Annotated in this window: 10 protein-coding genes; 7 read left to right on the forward strand and 3 right to left on the reverse strand. The window is 67.3% G+C overall.

Annotated features, from left to right (window positions below; all coding sequences use genetic code 11):
• Positions 1-263: 263 nt before the first annotated feature.
• From CK498_RS05335 to CK498_RS05365, 7 genes are all read left to right on the forward strand, one after another.
• Complete coding sequence (locus CK498_RS05335) at positions 264-1,883, forward strand: alpha-glucosidase family protein (RefSeq protein WP_095619826.1); 1,620 nt, start codon at positions 264-266, stop codon at positions 1,881-1,883.
• Positions 1,884-1,951: 68 nt separating this feature from the next.
• A complete protein-coding gene (locus CK498_RS05340; protein WP_095619827.1) occupies positions 1,952-3,058 on the forward strand; it encodes an ABC transporter ATP-binding protein in 1,107 nt (368 codons plus the stop codon).
• Between the two features lie 98 nt (positions 3,059-3,156).
• Positions 3,157-4,209: a LacI family DNA-binding transcriptional regulator gene (locus tag CK498_RS05345; RefSeq protein WP_229358970.1), complete on the forward strand. Its 1,053-nt coding sequence runs from the start codon at positions 3,157-3,159 to the stop codon at positions 4,207-4,209.
• Positions 4,210-4,338: 129 nt separating this feature from the next.
• Entirely contained in the window at positions 4,339-5,607 is a 1,269-nt protein-coding gene (locus CK498_RS05350) for an efflux RND transporter periplasmic adaptor subunit (protein ID WP_095619828.1), read from the forward strand.
• Positions 5,604-8,705, forward strand: coding sequence for an efflux RND transporter permease subunit (locus CK498_RS05355; RefSeq protein WP_095619829.1), 3,102 nt, complete (start codon positions 5,604-5,606; stop codon positions 8,703-8,705). Before CK498_RS05350 ends, CK498_RS05355 begins: the two co-directional genes overlap by 4 nt.
• A complete protein-coding gene (locus CK498_RS05360) occupies positions 8,705-10,150 on the forward strand; it encodes an ATP-binding protein (RefSeq protein WP_095619830.1) in 1,446 nt (481 codons plus the stop codon). The genes CK498_RS05355 and CK498_RS05360 overlap by 1 nt, the downstream gene beginning before the upstream one ends.
• Entirely contained in the window at positions 10,134-10,832 is a 699-nt protein-coding gene (locus CK498_RS05365) for a response regulator (RefSeq protein ID WP_095619831.1), read from the forward strand. Before CK498_RS05360 ends, CK498_RS05365 begins: the two co-directional genes overlap by 17 nt.
• A gap of 31 nt (positions 10,833-10,863) precedes the next feature.
• Here CK498_RS05365 and CK498_RS05370 read toward each other — a convergent pair whose 3' ends face one another.
• From CK498_RS05370 to kduI, 3 genes are all read right to left on the reverse strand, one after another.
• A complete protein-coding gene (locus tag CK498_RS05370) occupies positions 10,864-12,369 on the reverse strand; it encodes a carbohydrate porin (protein WP_095619832.1) in 1,506 nt (501 codons plus the stop codon).
• A 117-nt stretch (positions 12,370-12,486) separates the two neighbouring features.
• The gene (locus tag CK498_RS05375; protein ID WP_095619833.1) at positions 12,487-14,946 is read right to left on the reverse strand and encodes a hypothetical protein; all 2,460 of its coding nucleotides are present in this window, start codon (positions 14,944-14,946) and stop codon (positions 12,487-12,489) included.
• Positions 14,946-15,782: a 5-dehydro-4-deoxy-D-glucuronate isomerase gene (gene kduI / locus CK498_RS05380; protein ID WP_095619834.1), complete on the reverse strand. Its 837-nt coding sequence runs from the start codon at positions 15,780-15,782 to the stop codon at positions 14,946-14,948. Before kduI ends, CK498_RS05375 begins: the two co-directional genes overlap by 1 nt.
• Positions 15,783-15,785: the final 3 nt, after the last annotated feature.

Here is a 15,785-nt window from a genome sequence, read left to right on the forward strand (position 1 = left end):
CCTCTGAGGGACGCCGAGGGCAGGTCGAAGCGAAGGTCTTTTGCCATGGGTGAGGAGCACTGCTCCGAACGGGCTAGCCATGGATGGCCAGCCCCGGTCCTGCAAGCGAAGCAGGATGCAAGAGCGCAGCAGGGCAAAAGTAGCGCCCAGGGAAGGGTTTACAGCGCCTTCGCGCAGGCCTGCCGTCGGATCAGTCCCGGTGTCGGGAAACTGATAGCGACCTCAATGAATACCAAACGCTTCCCATGACCCAAGGATTCAAGATGCAGGACAACACCCTCTGGTGGCGCGGTGGCGTCATCTACCAGATCTACCCGCGCAGCTTCATGGACGCCAACGGCGACGGTATCGGCGACCTCAAGGGCATCAGCGACAAGCTCGACTACGTGGCGAGCCTCGGCGTCGACGGCATCTGGCTGTCGCCCTTCTTTACCTCGCCAATGCTCGACTTCGGCTACGACATCAGCGACTACCGCGACGTCGACCCGATGTTCGGTAGCCTGGACGACTTCAAGACGCTGCTCGCCAAGGCGCATGCTCTCGGTCTCAAGGTGATGATCGACCAGGTGATCAGTCACTCCTCGGACCAGCACCCCTGGTTTCAGGAGAGTCGGCAGGATCGTACCAACCCCAAGGCCGACTGGTACATCTGGGCCGACCCCAAACCGGACGGCACCCCGCCCAACAACTGGCTGTCGATCTTCGGCGGCTCGGCATGGACCTTCGACCCGCGCCGCCGCCAGTACTACTTGCACAACTTCCTGAGCAGCCAGCCGGACCTCAATTTCCATCACCCGCAAGTGCGCCAGGCCAACCTCGACAATATGCGCTTCTGGCTGGAACTCGGGGTCGACGGCTTCCGCCTGGACACCGTCAACTTCTATTTCCACGACGCCGAACTGCGCGACAACCCGCCGGTGCCGGCCGGCGAGGCCAAGACCCTGGGCGCCCCGGACGCCAACCCCTACACCTGGCAGCGCCATGTCTATGACCTGAGTCGCCCGGAGAACCTCGACTTCCTGCGCGAGCTGCGCACCCTGATGGACGAGTTCCCCGGCACCACCACGGTGGGCGAGATTGGCGACGACCACCCGCTCGAGCGCATGGCCGAATACACCGCGGGCGGCGACAAGCTGCATATGGCTTACACCTTCGACCTGCTCAATGCCCCCCACTCGGCAGCCTATATCCGCCAGGTGATCGAGCGCTTCCAGCGCCTGGCCGGTGACGCCTGGCCCTGCTGGGCGCTCTCCAACCACGACGTGGTGAGGAGCGCGACCCGCTGGGGCGACGGCGAGGACTCCATCGCCTACCCCAAGGTGGCCCTAGCCGTGCTCTTCTCGCTGCGCGGCAGCGTCTGCCTCTACCAGGGCGAGGAGCTGGGCCTGCCCGAGGCCGAGGTGCCCTTCGAGCGTATCCAGGACCCCTACGGCAAGGTGCTGTGGCCGGAATTCAAGGGCCGCGACGGCTGCCGTACGCCGATGCCCTGGGAGAACAGCGCAAGCGGCGGCTTCAGCACCGCAGGCGTGACGCCCTGGCTGCCGGTGGAAGCCCGCCAGCTGCCGCTGGCCGTCGCCGAGCAGCAGGACGACCCGGACTCGGTGCTCAGCGCCACCCGCCGCCTGCTCGCCCTGCGCGCCGCCCATGCGGCGCTGTTCGACGGCGATCTGGTACTGGTCGATGTGGGGCAAGCGCTGCTCGGCTTCATCCGCGAAAAGGGCAACGAACGTATCCTGTGTGTCTTCAACCTCACCGGCCAGGCCCGTGACGTGCAACTGCCGCTGGCGGTCGACAGCGCGCTGCAGGGCCACGGCTTTACCCATGAACTCGACGGCGAGACCCTGAGCCTGCCGCCCTATCAGGCCGCCTGGTTCGCCCTCTGAGCCACACCCATGACAACAGGCCGGCCCGTGGCGAGACTATCCACCAGCGGCCGGCAAGGAGACACCCCATGGCAAGCGTCACCCTCGACAAGATCAACAAGGTCTTCGGCAGCACCCATATCATCAAGGATGTCGACCTGGAGATCGGCAACGGTGAGTTCGTGGTCTTCGTCGGCCCCTCCGGCTGCGGCAAGTCGACCCTGCTGCGGCTGATCGCCGGGCTGGAGTCGATCAGCGACGGCGAGCTCTGCATCGGCGACAGCGTGGTCAACGAGCTGCCGCCCCGCGAGCGCGGCGTGGGCATGGTCTTCCAGTCCTATGCGCTCTACCCGCACATGACGGTGTACGAGAACATGGCCTTCGGCCTCAAGCTGGCCAAAACCGCCAAGCAGACCGTGCACGAGCGAGTGATGGCCACTGCGCGCATCCTGCAGCTCGAGGAGCTGCTCGAGCGCAAGCCCAAGGCACTCTCCGGCGGCCAGCGCCAGCGCGTGGCCATGGGCCGCGCCATGGCCCGGGAGCCGCGCATCCTGCTGTTCGACGAGCCGCTCTCCAACCTGGATGCCTCGCTGCGCGTGCAGATGCGCAACGAGATCGCCCGCCTCCACCAGCGCCTCGCCTCGACCATGATCTACGTCACCCACGACCAGGTGGAGGCGATGACCCTGGCCGACAAGATCGTGGTGCTCAACGCCGGTCGCATCGAGCAGGTCGGCAGCCCCCATGAGCTCTACCAGCGCCCGGCGACCAAGTTCGTGGCCGGCTTTATCGGCTCGCCGACCATGAACTTCCTGCCCGCCGAGCTGGTGTCCGGCAGCGCCGACGGCTGCCGGGTGACCAGCGCCGGTATCGGCGAGCTGGCGCTGCCTCAGGACGCCTCCGGCCACGGCGGCGGCGCGGCCCTGACCCTGGGCGTGCGCCCCGAGCACCTGCGCCTGGCCGAGGCCTCGGGCGACAACGCCTTCGAGATCGTCAACGTCGAGTACCTCGGCAACGAGGTCTATGTCTACCTGGAGCCCAAGGCCGGCGACACCCTACTGATCCACCGCAGCGAGGCGCCTAGCGCCTGGCGGGTTGGCCAGCAGGTGGCGCTGGCGCCCGACCCCGAACACGTTCACCTGTTCGATGCCGACGACCGAGCGCTTGGGCTGGCCCAGCCGCGGGCCGCCGCCTAGCCGCTGGCATCACGTCACCTGCCGGCTCGCTTGCCGCAGTATTCACGGCGGCAAGGGGCCGGTATTCTGTTACCTGAATACTTAGCAGGGAAAGCACCGTGCCCTCATCGCCACGCCGTATCACGCTGAAAGACCTGGCGCGCGAGCTTGGCGTCTCCACCGCCACGATCTCCAACGCCTTCAATCGCCCCGACCAGCTGTCGCCGGCGCTGCGCGAGCGAATTCTCGGCGAGGCCAAGCGCCTCGGTTATACCGGGCCGGACGCCAAGGCGCGCAGCCTGCGTACCGGCCGCTCGCGGATCATCGCCGTGGTGCTCGCCGAGAGCCTCACCTACAGCCTCAACGACGCCGTGGCCAGCGAGTTCCTGTCGGGTGTCGCCGAAATTCTCGATGCCCACGGCCACACCCTGCTGCTGCTGCCCGGCCGCGAGCACGCCTCCCAGGCGCCGGGCTCGGCGAACATCGCCGACGGCTTCATCGTCTACGGCCTGATGCCGACCCTGGCCCTGCTCGGCGACCTGCCGGCCCAGCGCCCGCTGGTGGCGGTGGACTTCGATATCGAAGGGCGACCGGCGGTGCACGTCGACAACCAGGCGGCGTGCCGAGCCATCGCCCGCCACGCCCTGGCCACACCGCCCCAGCGCCCGGCGGTGATCAATCTGCGCCTCACCGCCGAGCCCTGCAACGGCCGGGTCACCCCGGCACATACCCTGTTACCGGGCAATCGCACCATCACCCGCTCGCGGCTCGACGGCTTCTACCAGGCGCTGGAGGAGCAGGGCTTTGCGCGCCAGGCCATTCCGCTGTGGAACATCGAGGAGAACACCTTCGAGGTCTGCTCACCGGTAATCGCGGAGCTCCTCGACCTGCCCGACGCCGAGCGCCCCGACCTGCTACTGTGCATGTCCGACCGCATCGCCCTGACCGCCCTGACCCTGGCCGAGCAGCGCGGCCTGCGGGTCCCCGAGGACCTGCGCCTGGTCGGCTTCGACGGCATCGCCGAGGGCCAGTACCGCGCGCCGCGGCTGACCACGGTACGCCAGGACAGCGTCGAGAAGGGACGTATTGCCGCACGCATGATCCTGGGGCTGACCCCCGCCGTCGATAGTCAAGTGTCCACCCAACTGATGATCGGCGACAGCTGCCCGTAAGCGCGCGACGAGACCGGCGCTGGCATCGACAGTTGCCATCGCTTGCACCTTGCTTGCACAGTTCATGACCAATAGCTGCATCCGCCACGGCGATGCTGTGTGCTGCCTATCCCTCGTCTTGAGCCGCTCATGCCCGTCACTTCGGTCCGCACTGCCCTGCCCCGCCGCGCCCACGCCCACCAGCGAGGGCGCGTACGCCTGGGCGCGGTCGCCGCACTGCTGGTGCTGACGGTCGGCCTGGGCGTGGCCTACTGGCTGATCAGCCAGCCGCCGCGGGTCGAGCGGCGCCCGCCGCCCGAGGTGCCGCCGCCGGTGGTCGACGTGATCGAGGTCATCCGCGGCCCCGCGGCCCCACAGATTCACGGCTACGGCCGAGTTCAGGCCGAGCGCGAGACGCATCTCTCGAGCCGCGTTGCCGGCCGCCTCGAGTCCTTCGCCCCCGGGGTGATCCCGGGCCGCGTGGTAGAGGCCGGCGAGCCGCTGCTGAGCATCGACGACCGCGACTATCGCCTGGCACTGCGTGCCGCCGAGGCCGACCTCGCCAGGGCTCAGGCCGAGCTCGCCAGCGAGCGCGGCGAACAGCTGCGGGCGCAGAGCGAATACCAGTCGTTCGGCCGTGAGCTGCCCGCCGAGCGCCGCGCCCTGGTACTGCGTGAGCCGCAGCTGCGCGCCGCCGAGGCTGGCGTAGCCGCAGCGCAAGTGGCACTCGAGCAGGCCGAGCTGGACCTTGCGCGCACCCAGTTGACCAGTCCCTACCGCGCCATGATCCAGGAGCGCCTGGTGGGCAGTGGCAGCGAGATCAGCGCCGGCACCGAGCTACTGCACCTGGTCGATGTGGCGCACTTCTGGGTCCAGCTCTCGCTGCCCGGCGAGGCGCTGGCGTGGATAGATGCCGGACAGGCCAACGGCGCCGCCGCCAGCGGCGCCGAGGTCCACCTGACCAGCCGCGGCTGGCCAGCGGGGGCCGAGCGCCACGGGCGGATACTCTCGGTGCTGCCGGCGCTCGACGAGGGCGGCCTGCAGACCCAACTGCTGGTGCAGGTCGACGACCCGCTGGCACTGGATAGCGATGGCCCGGCGCTGCGCCTCGGCGATCTGCTACGCGCCGAGGTCATCGCCAGCCCCCGCGACGACCTGTTCGCACTGCCGGCCCAGGCACTCAGGCCCGGCGACGAGGTGTGGCGGCTCGACGACGAGGATCGCCTGCGCCGCGCGCGGGTCGAGGTACTGCACCGCGGCGAGGACCAGGTGCTGATCAGCACCGGGCTCGAGGCCGGCGAGCGCATCGTGGTCTCCAACCTCGGCCAGCCACGCGACGGCATGCGCCTGCGGCCGCGTACCCTGGGCAGCACCGAGCTTGCGGCGCTGCTCGATAGTGCGGCGGAGGACGAGTCATGATGCGGCGCGGCCCGATCGCCTGGATGGTCCACCACGGCGTGGCCCCCAACCTGCTGATGCTGCTGCTGATCGTCGGCGGCCTGATGGCCTCGCTGACGATCAAGAAGGAGGTATTTCCCGACTTCGATATCGAGGTGGTACAGATCTCGGTCAGCTACCCCGGGGCGACCCCGGAAGAGGTCGAGCAGAGCATCCTGCTGCCGGTAGAGGCCGAGCTTGCCGACATCGAGGGCATCGACGAGGTCACTGCCACCGCCAGCGAGGGCAGCGCCAGCCTGCGCGCCACCCTGATCGACGGCGTCGAGGTGATGCGTGTCTACCAGGACATCCAGCAGGCGGTGAATGCCATCACTACCCTGCCCGCCGCCGCCGACCCGCCGCGCATCAATCTGGCTGGGCGCTCGCGCAGCGTGCTGCGCCTGCAGGTACACGGCAACGTCAGCGACCGCGCCCTGCACGACGCCGCCGAGGAGATACGCGCCGAGCTGATCGCCAGCCGCGGCATCGCCAAGGCCGAGCTGTCGGGTAACCGCGAGCGCGAAATCCAGGTGTGGCTCGACGACCAGGCCATGCGGCGCTTCGACATGACCCACGGCCAGCTCGCCGCACGCATCGGCGACGAGGCCCTCGACCTGGCCGGCGGGCGGCTCTCGACCCAGGAGGGCGAGTGGCTGATCCACTACCAGGGCCGCCGCGACGACGCCCTGGCGTTCGCCGAGCTGCCGGTGGGCAGCACCGCCAACGGCGGCATCATTCGCCTCAGCGATGTCGCCGAGGTCCGCGACGGCTTCGCCGAGAGCGACCGCGAGGTGCAGTACAACGGCCAGCCGGGCCTGACCATCGACGTCTACCAGATCGGCGACCAGACCCCGCTGGGCATCTCCGAGGCGGTTCACGCCGAGCTCGACCGGCTGATCGCCAACCTCCCCGAAGGCGTCACCCTGAGCGTCGCCCGCGACAGTTCCGAGATCTACCGCGATCGCCTCGACCTGCTGCTCAAGAACGCCTGGCTGGGCCTGGCGCTGGTGATGGTGATGATGGCGCTGTTCCTCGAGGCGCGGCTGGCCCTCTGGGTCACCCTCGGCATCCCCACCGCCTTCCTCGGCGCCATGCTGTTCCTGCCGTGGATCGGCGTGTCGATCAACATGATGACGATGTTCGCCTTCATCATTGCGCTGGGCATCGTGGTCGACGACGCGATCATGGTCGGCGAGAACATTTACAGCTACCGCGAACAGGGCCACTCGCTGCGCGAAGCGGCGGTGCGCGGCGCCCGCGAACTGGCCACGCCGATCACCTTCGCCATCCTCTCCAATATCGTCGCCTTCCTGCCGCTGCTGTTCCTGCCCGGTTTCCTGGGCATGATCTTCGCCATGGTGCCGCTGGTGGTGATCACGGTGTTCGTGATGTCGCTGGTGGAGGCGCTGTTCATCCTGCCCGCCCACCTCGCCCACGGCACCAGCCGACGCCCCACGCCGCGCTGGCAGCGCCCGCTGGAGCGCGTCAGACACAGCATGCAAGGCGGCCTGACGCGCTTCACCGAACGGCGCTTCGCGCCGCTGCTGCAGCGTGCCCTCGACCAGCGTGCGCTGACCATCAGCCTGGCGGTGGCGGTACTGGCGGTGGCGCTGGCCTACGCCATGAGCGGGCGGCTGGGTTTCTCGCTGATGCCGCGGGTCGAATCGGATCAGGTCCAGGCCAGCGTGACCCTGCCGGTGGGCAGCCCGATGGCCGACGACCGGCGTGTCCGCGACCAACTGCTGGAGGCCGCCGAGCGCCTCGCCGAGCGCGACGACGGGCCGCACTTCACCGGCACCCGTACACGCCTCGACGGCGACAGCCTCGAGGTCCTGCTGCAGCTCGATCCGGCCAGTCTCGACGCCTGGCCGCCGTCGCGGGTGGCCCGCGAGTGGCGCGAGCTGAGCGGCGAGCTGACCAACGTCCAGGCCGTGCGCTTCGAGTCCGACGTCGGCGGCCCGGGCCGTGGGGCGGGGCTGACGCTGCGCCTCTCCCACCCCGACAGCAACGTGCTCGAGGCGGCCTCCCTGCGGCTCGCCGATGAGCTCACCCAGTTCGGCGGCCTCACCGATATCGACAGCGGCCTCGGCGACGGCCTGCCGCAGCTCGAGGTGCGGCTCTCTGCCGAGGGGCGCGCCCTGGGCCTCAGCGGCAGCGACCTGGCCGCCCAGCTGCGCGGGCCACTGCAGGGCGTCACCGCCGTCGAGCAGCACGCCGGGCGCACCTCGGTGAGCGTCGAGGTGCGCCTGCCGCCGCAGGCCCGCGACAGCTTGAGCGAGCTCTATCAGCTGCCGATTCGCACCGCCGAGGGCGTCGAGGTACCGCTGGCCCGGGTCGCCGATATCGACATCGGCCGCGCCTCCACCACCCTGCGCCGCACCGACGGCCGCCGCGACATCACCGTCACCGCCGACCTCGACGGCGACGCCCAGGTCAACCAGGTACTGGCGACCCTGCAGGAGCAGGTGTTCCCCGGGGTCGAGGCCGCCTATCCGGGCCTCGAGATCGGCCTCGGCGGCCGCCAGCAGGACACCGCCGACAACCTGGCCGCGCTGAGGACCGCCATGTGGCTGACCCTGGCGGCGATCTACTGCCTGCTGGCGATCCCCTTCCGCAGCTACCTGCAGCCGCTGCTGGTGATGGCGGCAATCCCGTTCGGGGTGATCGGCGCGGTGGGCGGCCACCTGATCATGGGCTTCGGACTCTCCATCGTCAGCCTGCTGGGCATGCTGGCGCTGTCCGGGGTGGTGATCAACGATGCGCTGGTGCTGATCGACTACGCCAACCGCCGTCGCCGCGAGGGCATGGCCGCCCGCGAGGCGATCGTCGCCGCCGCCACGCGCCGCCTGCGACCGATCATGATGACCACCATGACCACTTTCCTGGGGCTGGCGCCGATGATCTTCGAGACCTCGCGCCAGGCACGCTTCATGATTCCCATGGCCATTTCGCTGGGCTTCGGCATGCTGTTCGCTACCCTGATCCTGCTGATCCTGGTGCCGGTGCTCTATTTGAGCCTCGAGCGACTGCGCGAACGTCTGACACCGCACGCCGCGCCACGCCCACAGGAGGCCCGCTGATGCCCGCCTACTCGTTCCCTCGCCGCCCGGTGGTATCGCGCCTCGGCGTCAAGCTGTTCGTAATCATCCTGGCGGTCAACGTGCTGATTGCCGGGTTGGTGTTCCTGGCCGTGTCGCGCAGCATCGACCGCGGCTTCATCGACTACCTGGAGACCACCCAGACCACCCGTGCCGAAACCCTGGCCGAAGGCCTCGCCGAGGAGTGGCAGCGGCGTGGCGATTGGCAGTGGCTACGCGATGACATGAGCGCCTGGCAGCGCCTGGTACGCCAACAACTGTGGCCCGGCGACGGCCCGCCACCGCAGGGCATCGACCGGCGCCTGGGTGATCCAGGCGACTTCGTGCTGCATGACGCCAACGGCCTGCCGGTAATCGGGCTGCGTCCCGACGACGACGAAGCCGCCGGAGGCTCCGAGCTGCACTGGCTGCCGATCATCAGTCAGGGCGAGCAGGTCGGGGCACTCGGCTACCGCCCTCCCCAGCAACTCATGGCGCGCATGGACCGCATCTTCCTGTCTCGACAGCAGCGCAACCTGGGCATCATCGTCGCCTCGCTGGCACTCGCTTCGCTGCTGCTGGCCGGCGGGCTGTCGTGGTGGCTGGGCGGGCGCACCGGGCATATGGCGCTGGCCACCCGGCGCCTCACCGAGGGCGACTACGATATCCGCCTGCCGGAGCACGGCGGCGATGAGCTGTCGCGACTCTCCCACGACTTCAACGTGCTGGCGGCGACGCTCGAGGCCAACCGCGAGGCGCGAAGCCGCTGGGTATCCGACATCGCCCACGAGCTGCGCACGCCGCTGGCGGTGCTGCGCGGCGAGATCGAAGCCATGCAGGACGGTATCCGCCCGATGAACGAGGATAACCTCGGCTCGCTGGCCCAGGAGGTCGGTCAGCTCGAACGGCTGGTCGCCGACCTGCGGCTGCTGGCCCAGAGCGATGCCGGCGTGCTCGACGTATCGCTGGCGCCCCTCGATCTGGCCGAGACGCTGGCCGCGCGCCTCGAGGAGCGCCGCGACTGGCTGGCCGACCAGGGCCTCGAGCTAGAGGTGCATATCACCGACCAGGCGCCGATCCGCGGCGACCTGCAGCGCTTGCGCCAGCTGTGGCACAACCTGCTCGACAACACTTGCGCCTATACCCAGGCCCCCGGCCGGCTCAGGGTCAGTCTGGCGAGCGATACGCAGGTCGTGCGCATCGTCTGGGAGGACACCGCCCCGGGCGTGCCCGAGCAGGAGCTCGACCATCTCACCGAGCGTCTCTACCGGGTCGAGGGTTCGCGCAACCGCGCCAGCGGCGGCAGCGGACTGGGGCTGTCGATCGCCACCGCCCTGGTTACCGCCCACGGCGGCAGCATGCGAGCCTCGAATTCCCCGCTCGGCGGGTTATGCTGGACCCTCGAATTTCCACTGCTCAGGGAGAACGTGCATGAGCGCCACGCCTAACGAAACCGTGCTGATCGTCGAGGACGAGCCTAAGATCGCCAGCCTGGTGGCCGACTACCTCCGCGGCAGCGGCTTCGCCTCGCACCACCTCGACCACGGCGACAGCGTGGTGCCGTGGCTCGAGCAGCAGCAGCCCGACCTGGTACTGCTCGACCTGATGTTGCCGGGTACCGACGGCCTGACCCTGTGCCGCCAGCTGCGCGAGCGCTGGCCGCGGCTGCCGGTGATCATGCTCACCGCGCGGGTCGAAGAGGTCGACCGCCTGCTGGGCCTGGAACTCGGCGCCGACGACTATATCTGCAAACCGTTCAGCCCCCGTGAGGTGGTGGCACGGATCAAGGCAGTGCTGCGCCGCAGCCGCGCCGCCGAGGCACCGGCCGGCGCCGAGAGCGCCGCGCTGGTCCTCGACGACGACGGCTGGCGGGCACTGGCCGACGGCCACGACCTGGGGCTCACCGCCGTCGAGTTCCAGCTGCTCAAGGTGCTGATGAATGCGCCGGGACGGATCTTCTCCCGCGACCAGTTGATGGATCATATGTACCGCGACCATCGCATCGTCTCCGAGCGCACCGTCGACAGCCACATCAAGAAGCTGCGCAAGAAGATCAGCGACGTGTGGCCGGAGCGCGAGATCATCCGCTCGGTCTACGGCGTGGGCTACAAGTACCAGCCGGAGGAGTAAGGCGCCATCCGTGGCAACAGCGATCATGCCTCTAGAACCAGGTTTCCGCCTGCATCCCAAAGCTCCACTGGCTGCCGGCATACCCCTTTTCGCCGAAGGCATCGTCGCTGGCGAAGTCGTTGAGCTCATCGTCCCAGGTGGTATAGGACGCGAAAACGCGAAGTTCGGAACGCTGGAAGAAACCACCCACCAACGGCTTGAAGGTCGGAGCGATGGTCAGTTTGCCGAAGTTTCCCCGCACTTTTTGGCGCCCCTTGTAGCCTTGGGGGTCTAGGTCCATGGTCTGGTAGCTGGCTTCATACTGCATCTCGAAGTTTTCGGTGATTTCGTTGGCAAGACGCGTATTGAAAGAGGCCCAGAGATAGTCGTCATCACGGACGAAGCGATCCTTGCTGACCTCGGCCAGCAGAGAAGGTGCGATTCGCCAGTTGGGCGACAGGTAGGTGGTGCCGTAGACCGCAAGGCGTGTGGCACGGGCGTCGTCGAGCAGCTCGCCGTTGGCGCCGATCTGTTTGACCTCTGCGCCTAGCCCCTCGCCGTGCAGCAGCGCGGCCATGAAGGTTCCTTCGCCCAGGCCGAAAAAGCTGTCGCCCCGATAGGCCAGCATCCCGTGCACGCCGCTGTCGGCAGCGGTGCCGCTGCCATCGACGACCCGCTGGTCGTTGTCGTTGGCGGAGAGGGCACTGAGCATGAACTGCCAGTTGCCCATGTAGTTGTTGGCGGTCAGCACCAAGCTGTCTGTGTCGGCACTGATCTCGGCGTTTTCCGGATCGACGTTGAAATCATCGAAGCTGCGGCCGTAGAGCGTGAAGTCCCCGCGCCAGTCATCGCCTAGCTCGACGTCATAAACGCCGCCGCCCACGCCCGCCAGTTTGACCACATCGCTGTCGATCCAGTGGACGTCGAAGTTGTTGCGATCGAGGCGCTTGCCGGCCCAAAGCGTAGCGTTTTCGAACGCGGTCCCCTCGAAGCTGGGTAGATCGGAGAGCTCGACGAATACCTGGCGCACGTTGAGGCTGGATTCCGCTGCGGTCCAGTCGTTGCTGGTGGTGACCGAATCGGCCAGGGCAAGCTGAAAACGCTGTTTGGCGCCGTTTTCGTATGTCTTGAGGTGATTGAAGCGAGCGTGAACGTAGGTGTCCGGCTCATTGCCGAGCCGGCCCACCGCCCCCCCCACCGAACCCGCCGGTGTCACGTAAGGGCCGCCTGGAATGCTCTTGCCGTCGTCGCCCAGCAGCAGCCCCGAGCGCGCGTAGACGCTGAAGGAAAAATCGTCGCCGCTGTCGGCCTCCTTCTCCAGGGCGGCAAGGCGCGCTTCATATTCGGTATTGTCTTCAGGGCGGCTCTCCGACTCGAGCTGCGCCACCTGCGACTCGGCATCCTGGGCACGCTGCTCGGCGGCAGCCACTCGCGCTTCCAGGGCTTTGAGGCGTGCTGCCAGGTCGGCGTCGTCGGCAACCGCCGGAGTACCGCTGCCCAGGGCCAACGCCAAGGACAATGCGGCGAGAATAGACCAGGAAGTGTTTGTCGTTTTCATGTTCAGTACACCTTGAATACGCTAGCGTTGTTGGTTTTTGGGAAAAGCCTCCTCTTGAGGGCGGAGCTAGTGCTCTCCTCCCCCTCGAGAAGCAGACGTCAGGGTCTCGAATACGGACTATTCGGAGAGGAACTCGCAGTGCCCGGTCAGGACGAAAGCGGCGGGATCGATCAAGCGTCCCTCGGCTTCCACCCGTCCGTCGTCGTGGAAGAGCACGCGACCGTACTCGGGATCCTCGACGACCCAGGCCTGCTGCTCACGCACAGGATCGATCTGATGACGCGCCAGGAACTCTTCCGCCGGGGTGTCGCGTCCCAGCCGCACGACCCACCAGCTGCGCTGCCCGGGAACGCGCAGCTCGTGGTGGGCGGAGGCGCCACGCTGCATCAGCTTCGGTGCTGCACTGGTGGTCAGCGCCAGCACGCCATGCCCCGAACGGGCCACGGCGCCGCGCTCGTTGAGTCGCCACTCGTCGAACGCCGGGGTGGGGAACCAGCAGTGGGTGAAATCCGGTTGGCTGGCGTGGCCCTCGAACACCACGATGGCCAGGCTGCGGTACTGCTGGACGCGGGGAATACTGGCCGAGCCACCCCAGAATGACGGTCGACCGAAGCCCGCCTGTACCCGCTCACCAGGATGATTGATCCAGACCTGGGCGTGCGGCTCGGTACCGATACGCGCCTGAATCAGCGTCTCCTGATAGCCCCACTCGAACCAGCGGTAGCGGGCGGCACTACCCATGGCGGTGTCGCGGGTCTTGTAGTGGTAGAGCCGGGCGAAGCCGTTCTCGCCCTGCTGATAGACCCACTCCTGCCCCTCGTCGCCCTGCCAGCACGCCCGCTGGCCCAGTGACTCCGGCAACGCCAGGCCATGATCGCGCAGGCATAGCGCCAACTGCGCCAGGCAGTGAACATGGGAACCGAAACTACCCTTGCGCCACAGAAGACGCGCCAGCCCGGTCAGTTCCAGGGTGTCGGCGGCGCACAGCGAGTGTTGATAGCTGCGTCCCTGGGCACCGGTGAGAAAGCCCTGGTGGGCGGCGTTGGCAACGACCGTGACTAGCCGCTCGATGGCCCGCGCGGCGCGCTCGCGCAGGGTGTCGTCGGGGCCGAGGGCATGGATGGCGGTAAAGCCCTTGAGGTCGATCGGGAAGTAGGGGGCTGAGTTGAACTCGGCCATCTCCGCCCTCTCGAAATGGTCGAACCATTCCATCAGCCGCTGTCGGCCCGTCTCGCTCTGCTCGGCACCGATGCGCCCCGAGCGCCGGAAGCGCGATTCCGGGTGCAGATGGCCGGCAAGATAGCAAGCGGTGTGGAAAAGCAGGGCGTGGTTCTCGGAAAAGTACCACTGCACATCGTTGCCCGGCTCGTCCATCCAGTAGCGGTAGTCGAGAATGGCAGCATCGATGCGCGCCAACAGCGCCGGCGACAGCCTGTGCCCGTGTTGGATTCGCGCCCACAGCAGTGGCACCAGCGAGAAATCGGCACAGTCGTAACACTGCTCGATAGCCGGCAGCTCCGCCTCGATGATCCTCTCGGCGGTGGCGAGCATCGCCTCGCTGCCCTCGTCGAGACAGGCCAGCGCCCGCTCGGTATCCGACTCGGCGTTGGTGGCGATCCAGCCCAGCGTCTCTTCGATTCGGCCAGCCAACGTCTCGACGGGGGCGCCGAGCGCGGAACGATGGGTGATCTCGGCACCCAGCCGCAGCGCGGTGGTGAAGCCCCCGCAGTCGACGGTGATATCGAAATAGCGATAGTCGGCCGGTAGCTCGCAGGATGGGCATAGACGCACCCGCTCGGCACCAGCGGGAATCTCGAATGCCATCTGCCGCTTGCCGTGGGACATGAAGTGCCCGGCGATCTCCACCCTGGCCGCCACGCGCCGCGTGAACGGATGGGGACAGACCAGTTCGATCTCCTCACCATCGTAGACGGCACGATCGAGGTGCATGGCCTCGAGGACACGCTCGACGTCGCTCACCGTCTCCGCCGCAGCCTCGAAGGGGTAGCCGGCATGGGCGGTGGGCCCGGAGAGCCAGGTGAGGGAGAGGCGAATCACCGCGTCGCGTTCGCAGAGATCCTCGAACTGAAAGACGATATCGTTATCGCCGGCCTGCAACTCGGCCTCGATCTCGGTCTCGTCCATCGCATTGCGGGTTGCCGGCGACAGCCAGCCAGCACTTTGGCCGTTGACATAAATACGTGTCGCACCACAGATCCCCAGGCGCAGACGCGCGATGCCGGCCTGTTCGGCCCGAATGGAGGTCCGTGCCCAGCCGCGGATGCGTGTCGGGCGGAACCAGAATCCCGACAGATCCAGCCACGGCGAGCCCATCGGCAGCACGTTGCGGGCCTGCCGCCAGTCGGGCAACGGTTGCGGCTCGAGCGACCGATCGCGACGTTCGGCGATATAGGCGGTACGGCAGGGGTAAGTGTGCGGAATCCAGTTCTTCTCCTTGGTCAGAAAGAAGGTGGAATCCATCTCGCCTTCCATGGTGGTATCGGCGACATCGTAGGCTTCCTCCACCAGCGGCAGCACCTGCCAGTAGGTGAGCGTATCCCCGGATCGAAGGTTCATCAGCGCAGACTCGCAATGGATACGGGATCGACGTCCTCGTAGGCCTGGTTTTCGCCGGTCATGCCCCAGACGAAGGCGTAGGGACCGGTACCGGCGCCCATGTGAATCGACCAGGCCGGCGACAACACGACATCGCCATTGGCCACTACCAGGTGACGGGTGTTGTTGGGGCGCCCCATGAAGTGCATGACGCGATCCTCCTCGGCCAGCTCGAAGTAGCAGTAGGCTTCCATGCGACGCTCGTGCAGATGTGGCGGCATGGTGTTCCAGATCGACTGGGGGGCGGGATCGGTGATCCCCATCAGCAGCAGGCACGAAGGCGCCACTTTCGGGTGAACGTACATCGCCAGCGAACGCACGTTGCTTTTGGCGCTGTCGCCCATGGTGATGACCTTCGCTTCCGACTTGGGAATCAGTCGATGAGGTATATCCACACCGGCAGGCACCGAATTCATATAAAAGCGGGCCGGCTCGGCGGCATCATCGCTGCCCAGTGTGATCTCTTGCGCCCCGCGGCCGACGTAGAGCACATCGCGATTGGCCAGCACATGGCGCTCCCCGTCGACCTCGATCCAGCCCGGCTGCCCCAGGTTGGCGATGCCCATTTCGCGCGCATCGAAAAAGAATGGCGTGCCCACATCGCTGCCGTCACCGAAGGTCAGCGGTGACTGAAGAGGCACGGCGCCGCCCACGATCATGCGATCCAGATGGGTATAGGTGAAGGCGATCTCACCGGGGGTGAAAAGACCCTCGACCATGAAGGTTTCACGCAACGCTTCGGTATTCATGGCATCGATCTGATTGGGGCCGGCGCCGTATCGTGTCGTCATGTTCATGGT

This window comes from Halomonas salipaludis (genome assembly GCF_002286975.1).
In the GTDB taxonomy this organism is placed as follows: domain Bacteria; phylum Pseudomonadota; class Gammaproteobacteria; order Pseudomonadales; family Halomonadaceae; genus Franzmannia; species Franzmannia salipaludis.

Bases quoted from the DNA above. Each gene is read 5' to 3' on its own strand.
- CK498_RS05370 (WP_095619832.1), bottom strand. From the start codon at position 12,369: ATGAAAACGACAAACACTTCCTGGTCTATTCTCGCCGCATTGTCCTTG.
- CK498_RS05340 (WP_095619827.1), top strand. From the start codon at position 1,952: ATGGCAAGCGTCACCCTCGACAAGATCAACAAGGTCTTCGGCAGCACC.
- CK498_RS05365 (WP_095619831.1), top strand. From the start codon at position 10,134: ATGAGCGCCACGCCTAACGAAACCGTGCTGATCGTCGAGGACGAGCCT.
- CK498_RS05360 (WP_095619830.1), top strand. From the start codon at position 8,705: ATGCCCGCCTACTCGTTCCCTCGCCGCCCGGTGGTATCGCGCCTCGGC.
- CK498_RS05350 (WP_095619828.1), top strand. From the start codon at position 4,339: ATGCCCGTCACTTCGGTCCGCACTGCCCTGCCCCGCCGCGCCCACGCC.
- kduI (WP_095619834.1), bottom strand. From the start codon at position 15,782: ATGAACATGACGACACGATACGGCGCCGGCCCCAATCAGATCGATGCC.
- CK498_RS05375 (WP_095619833.1), bottom strand. From the start codon at position 14,946: ATGAACCTTCGATCCGGGGATACGCTCACCTACTGGCAGGTGCTGCCG.
- CK498_RS05355 (WP_095619829.1), top strand. From the start codon at position 5,604: ATGATGCGGCGCGGCCCGATCGCCTGGATGGTCCACCACGGCGTGGCC.
- CK498_RS05335 (WP_095619826.1), top strand. From the start codon at position 264: ATGCAGGACAACACCCTCTGGTGGCGCGGTGGCGTCATCTACCAGATC.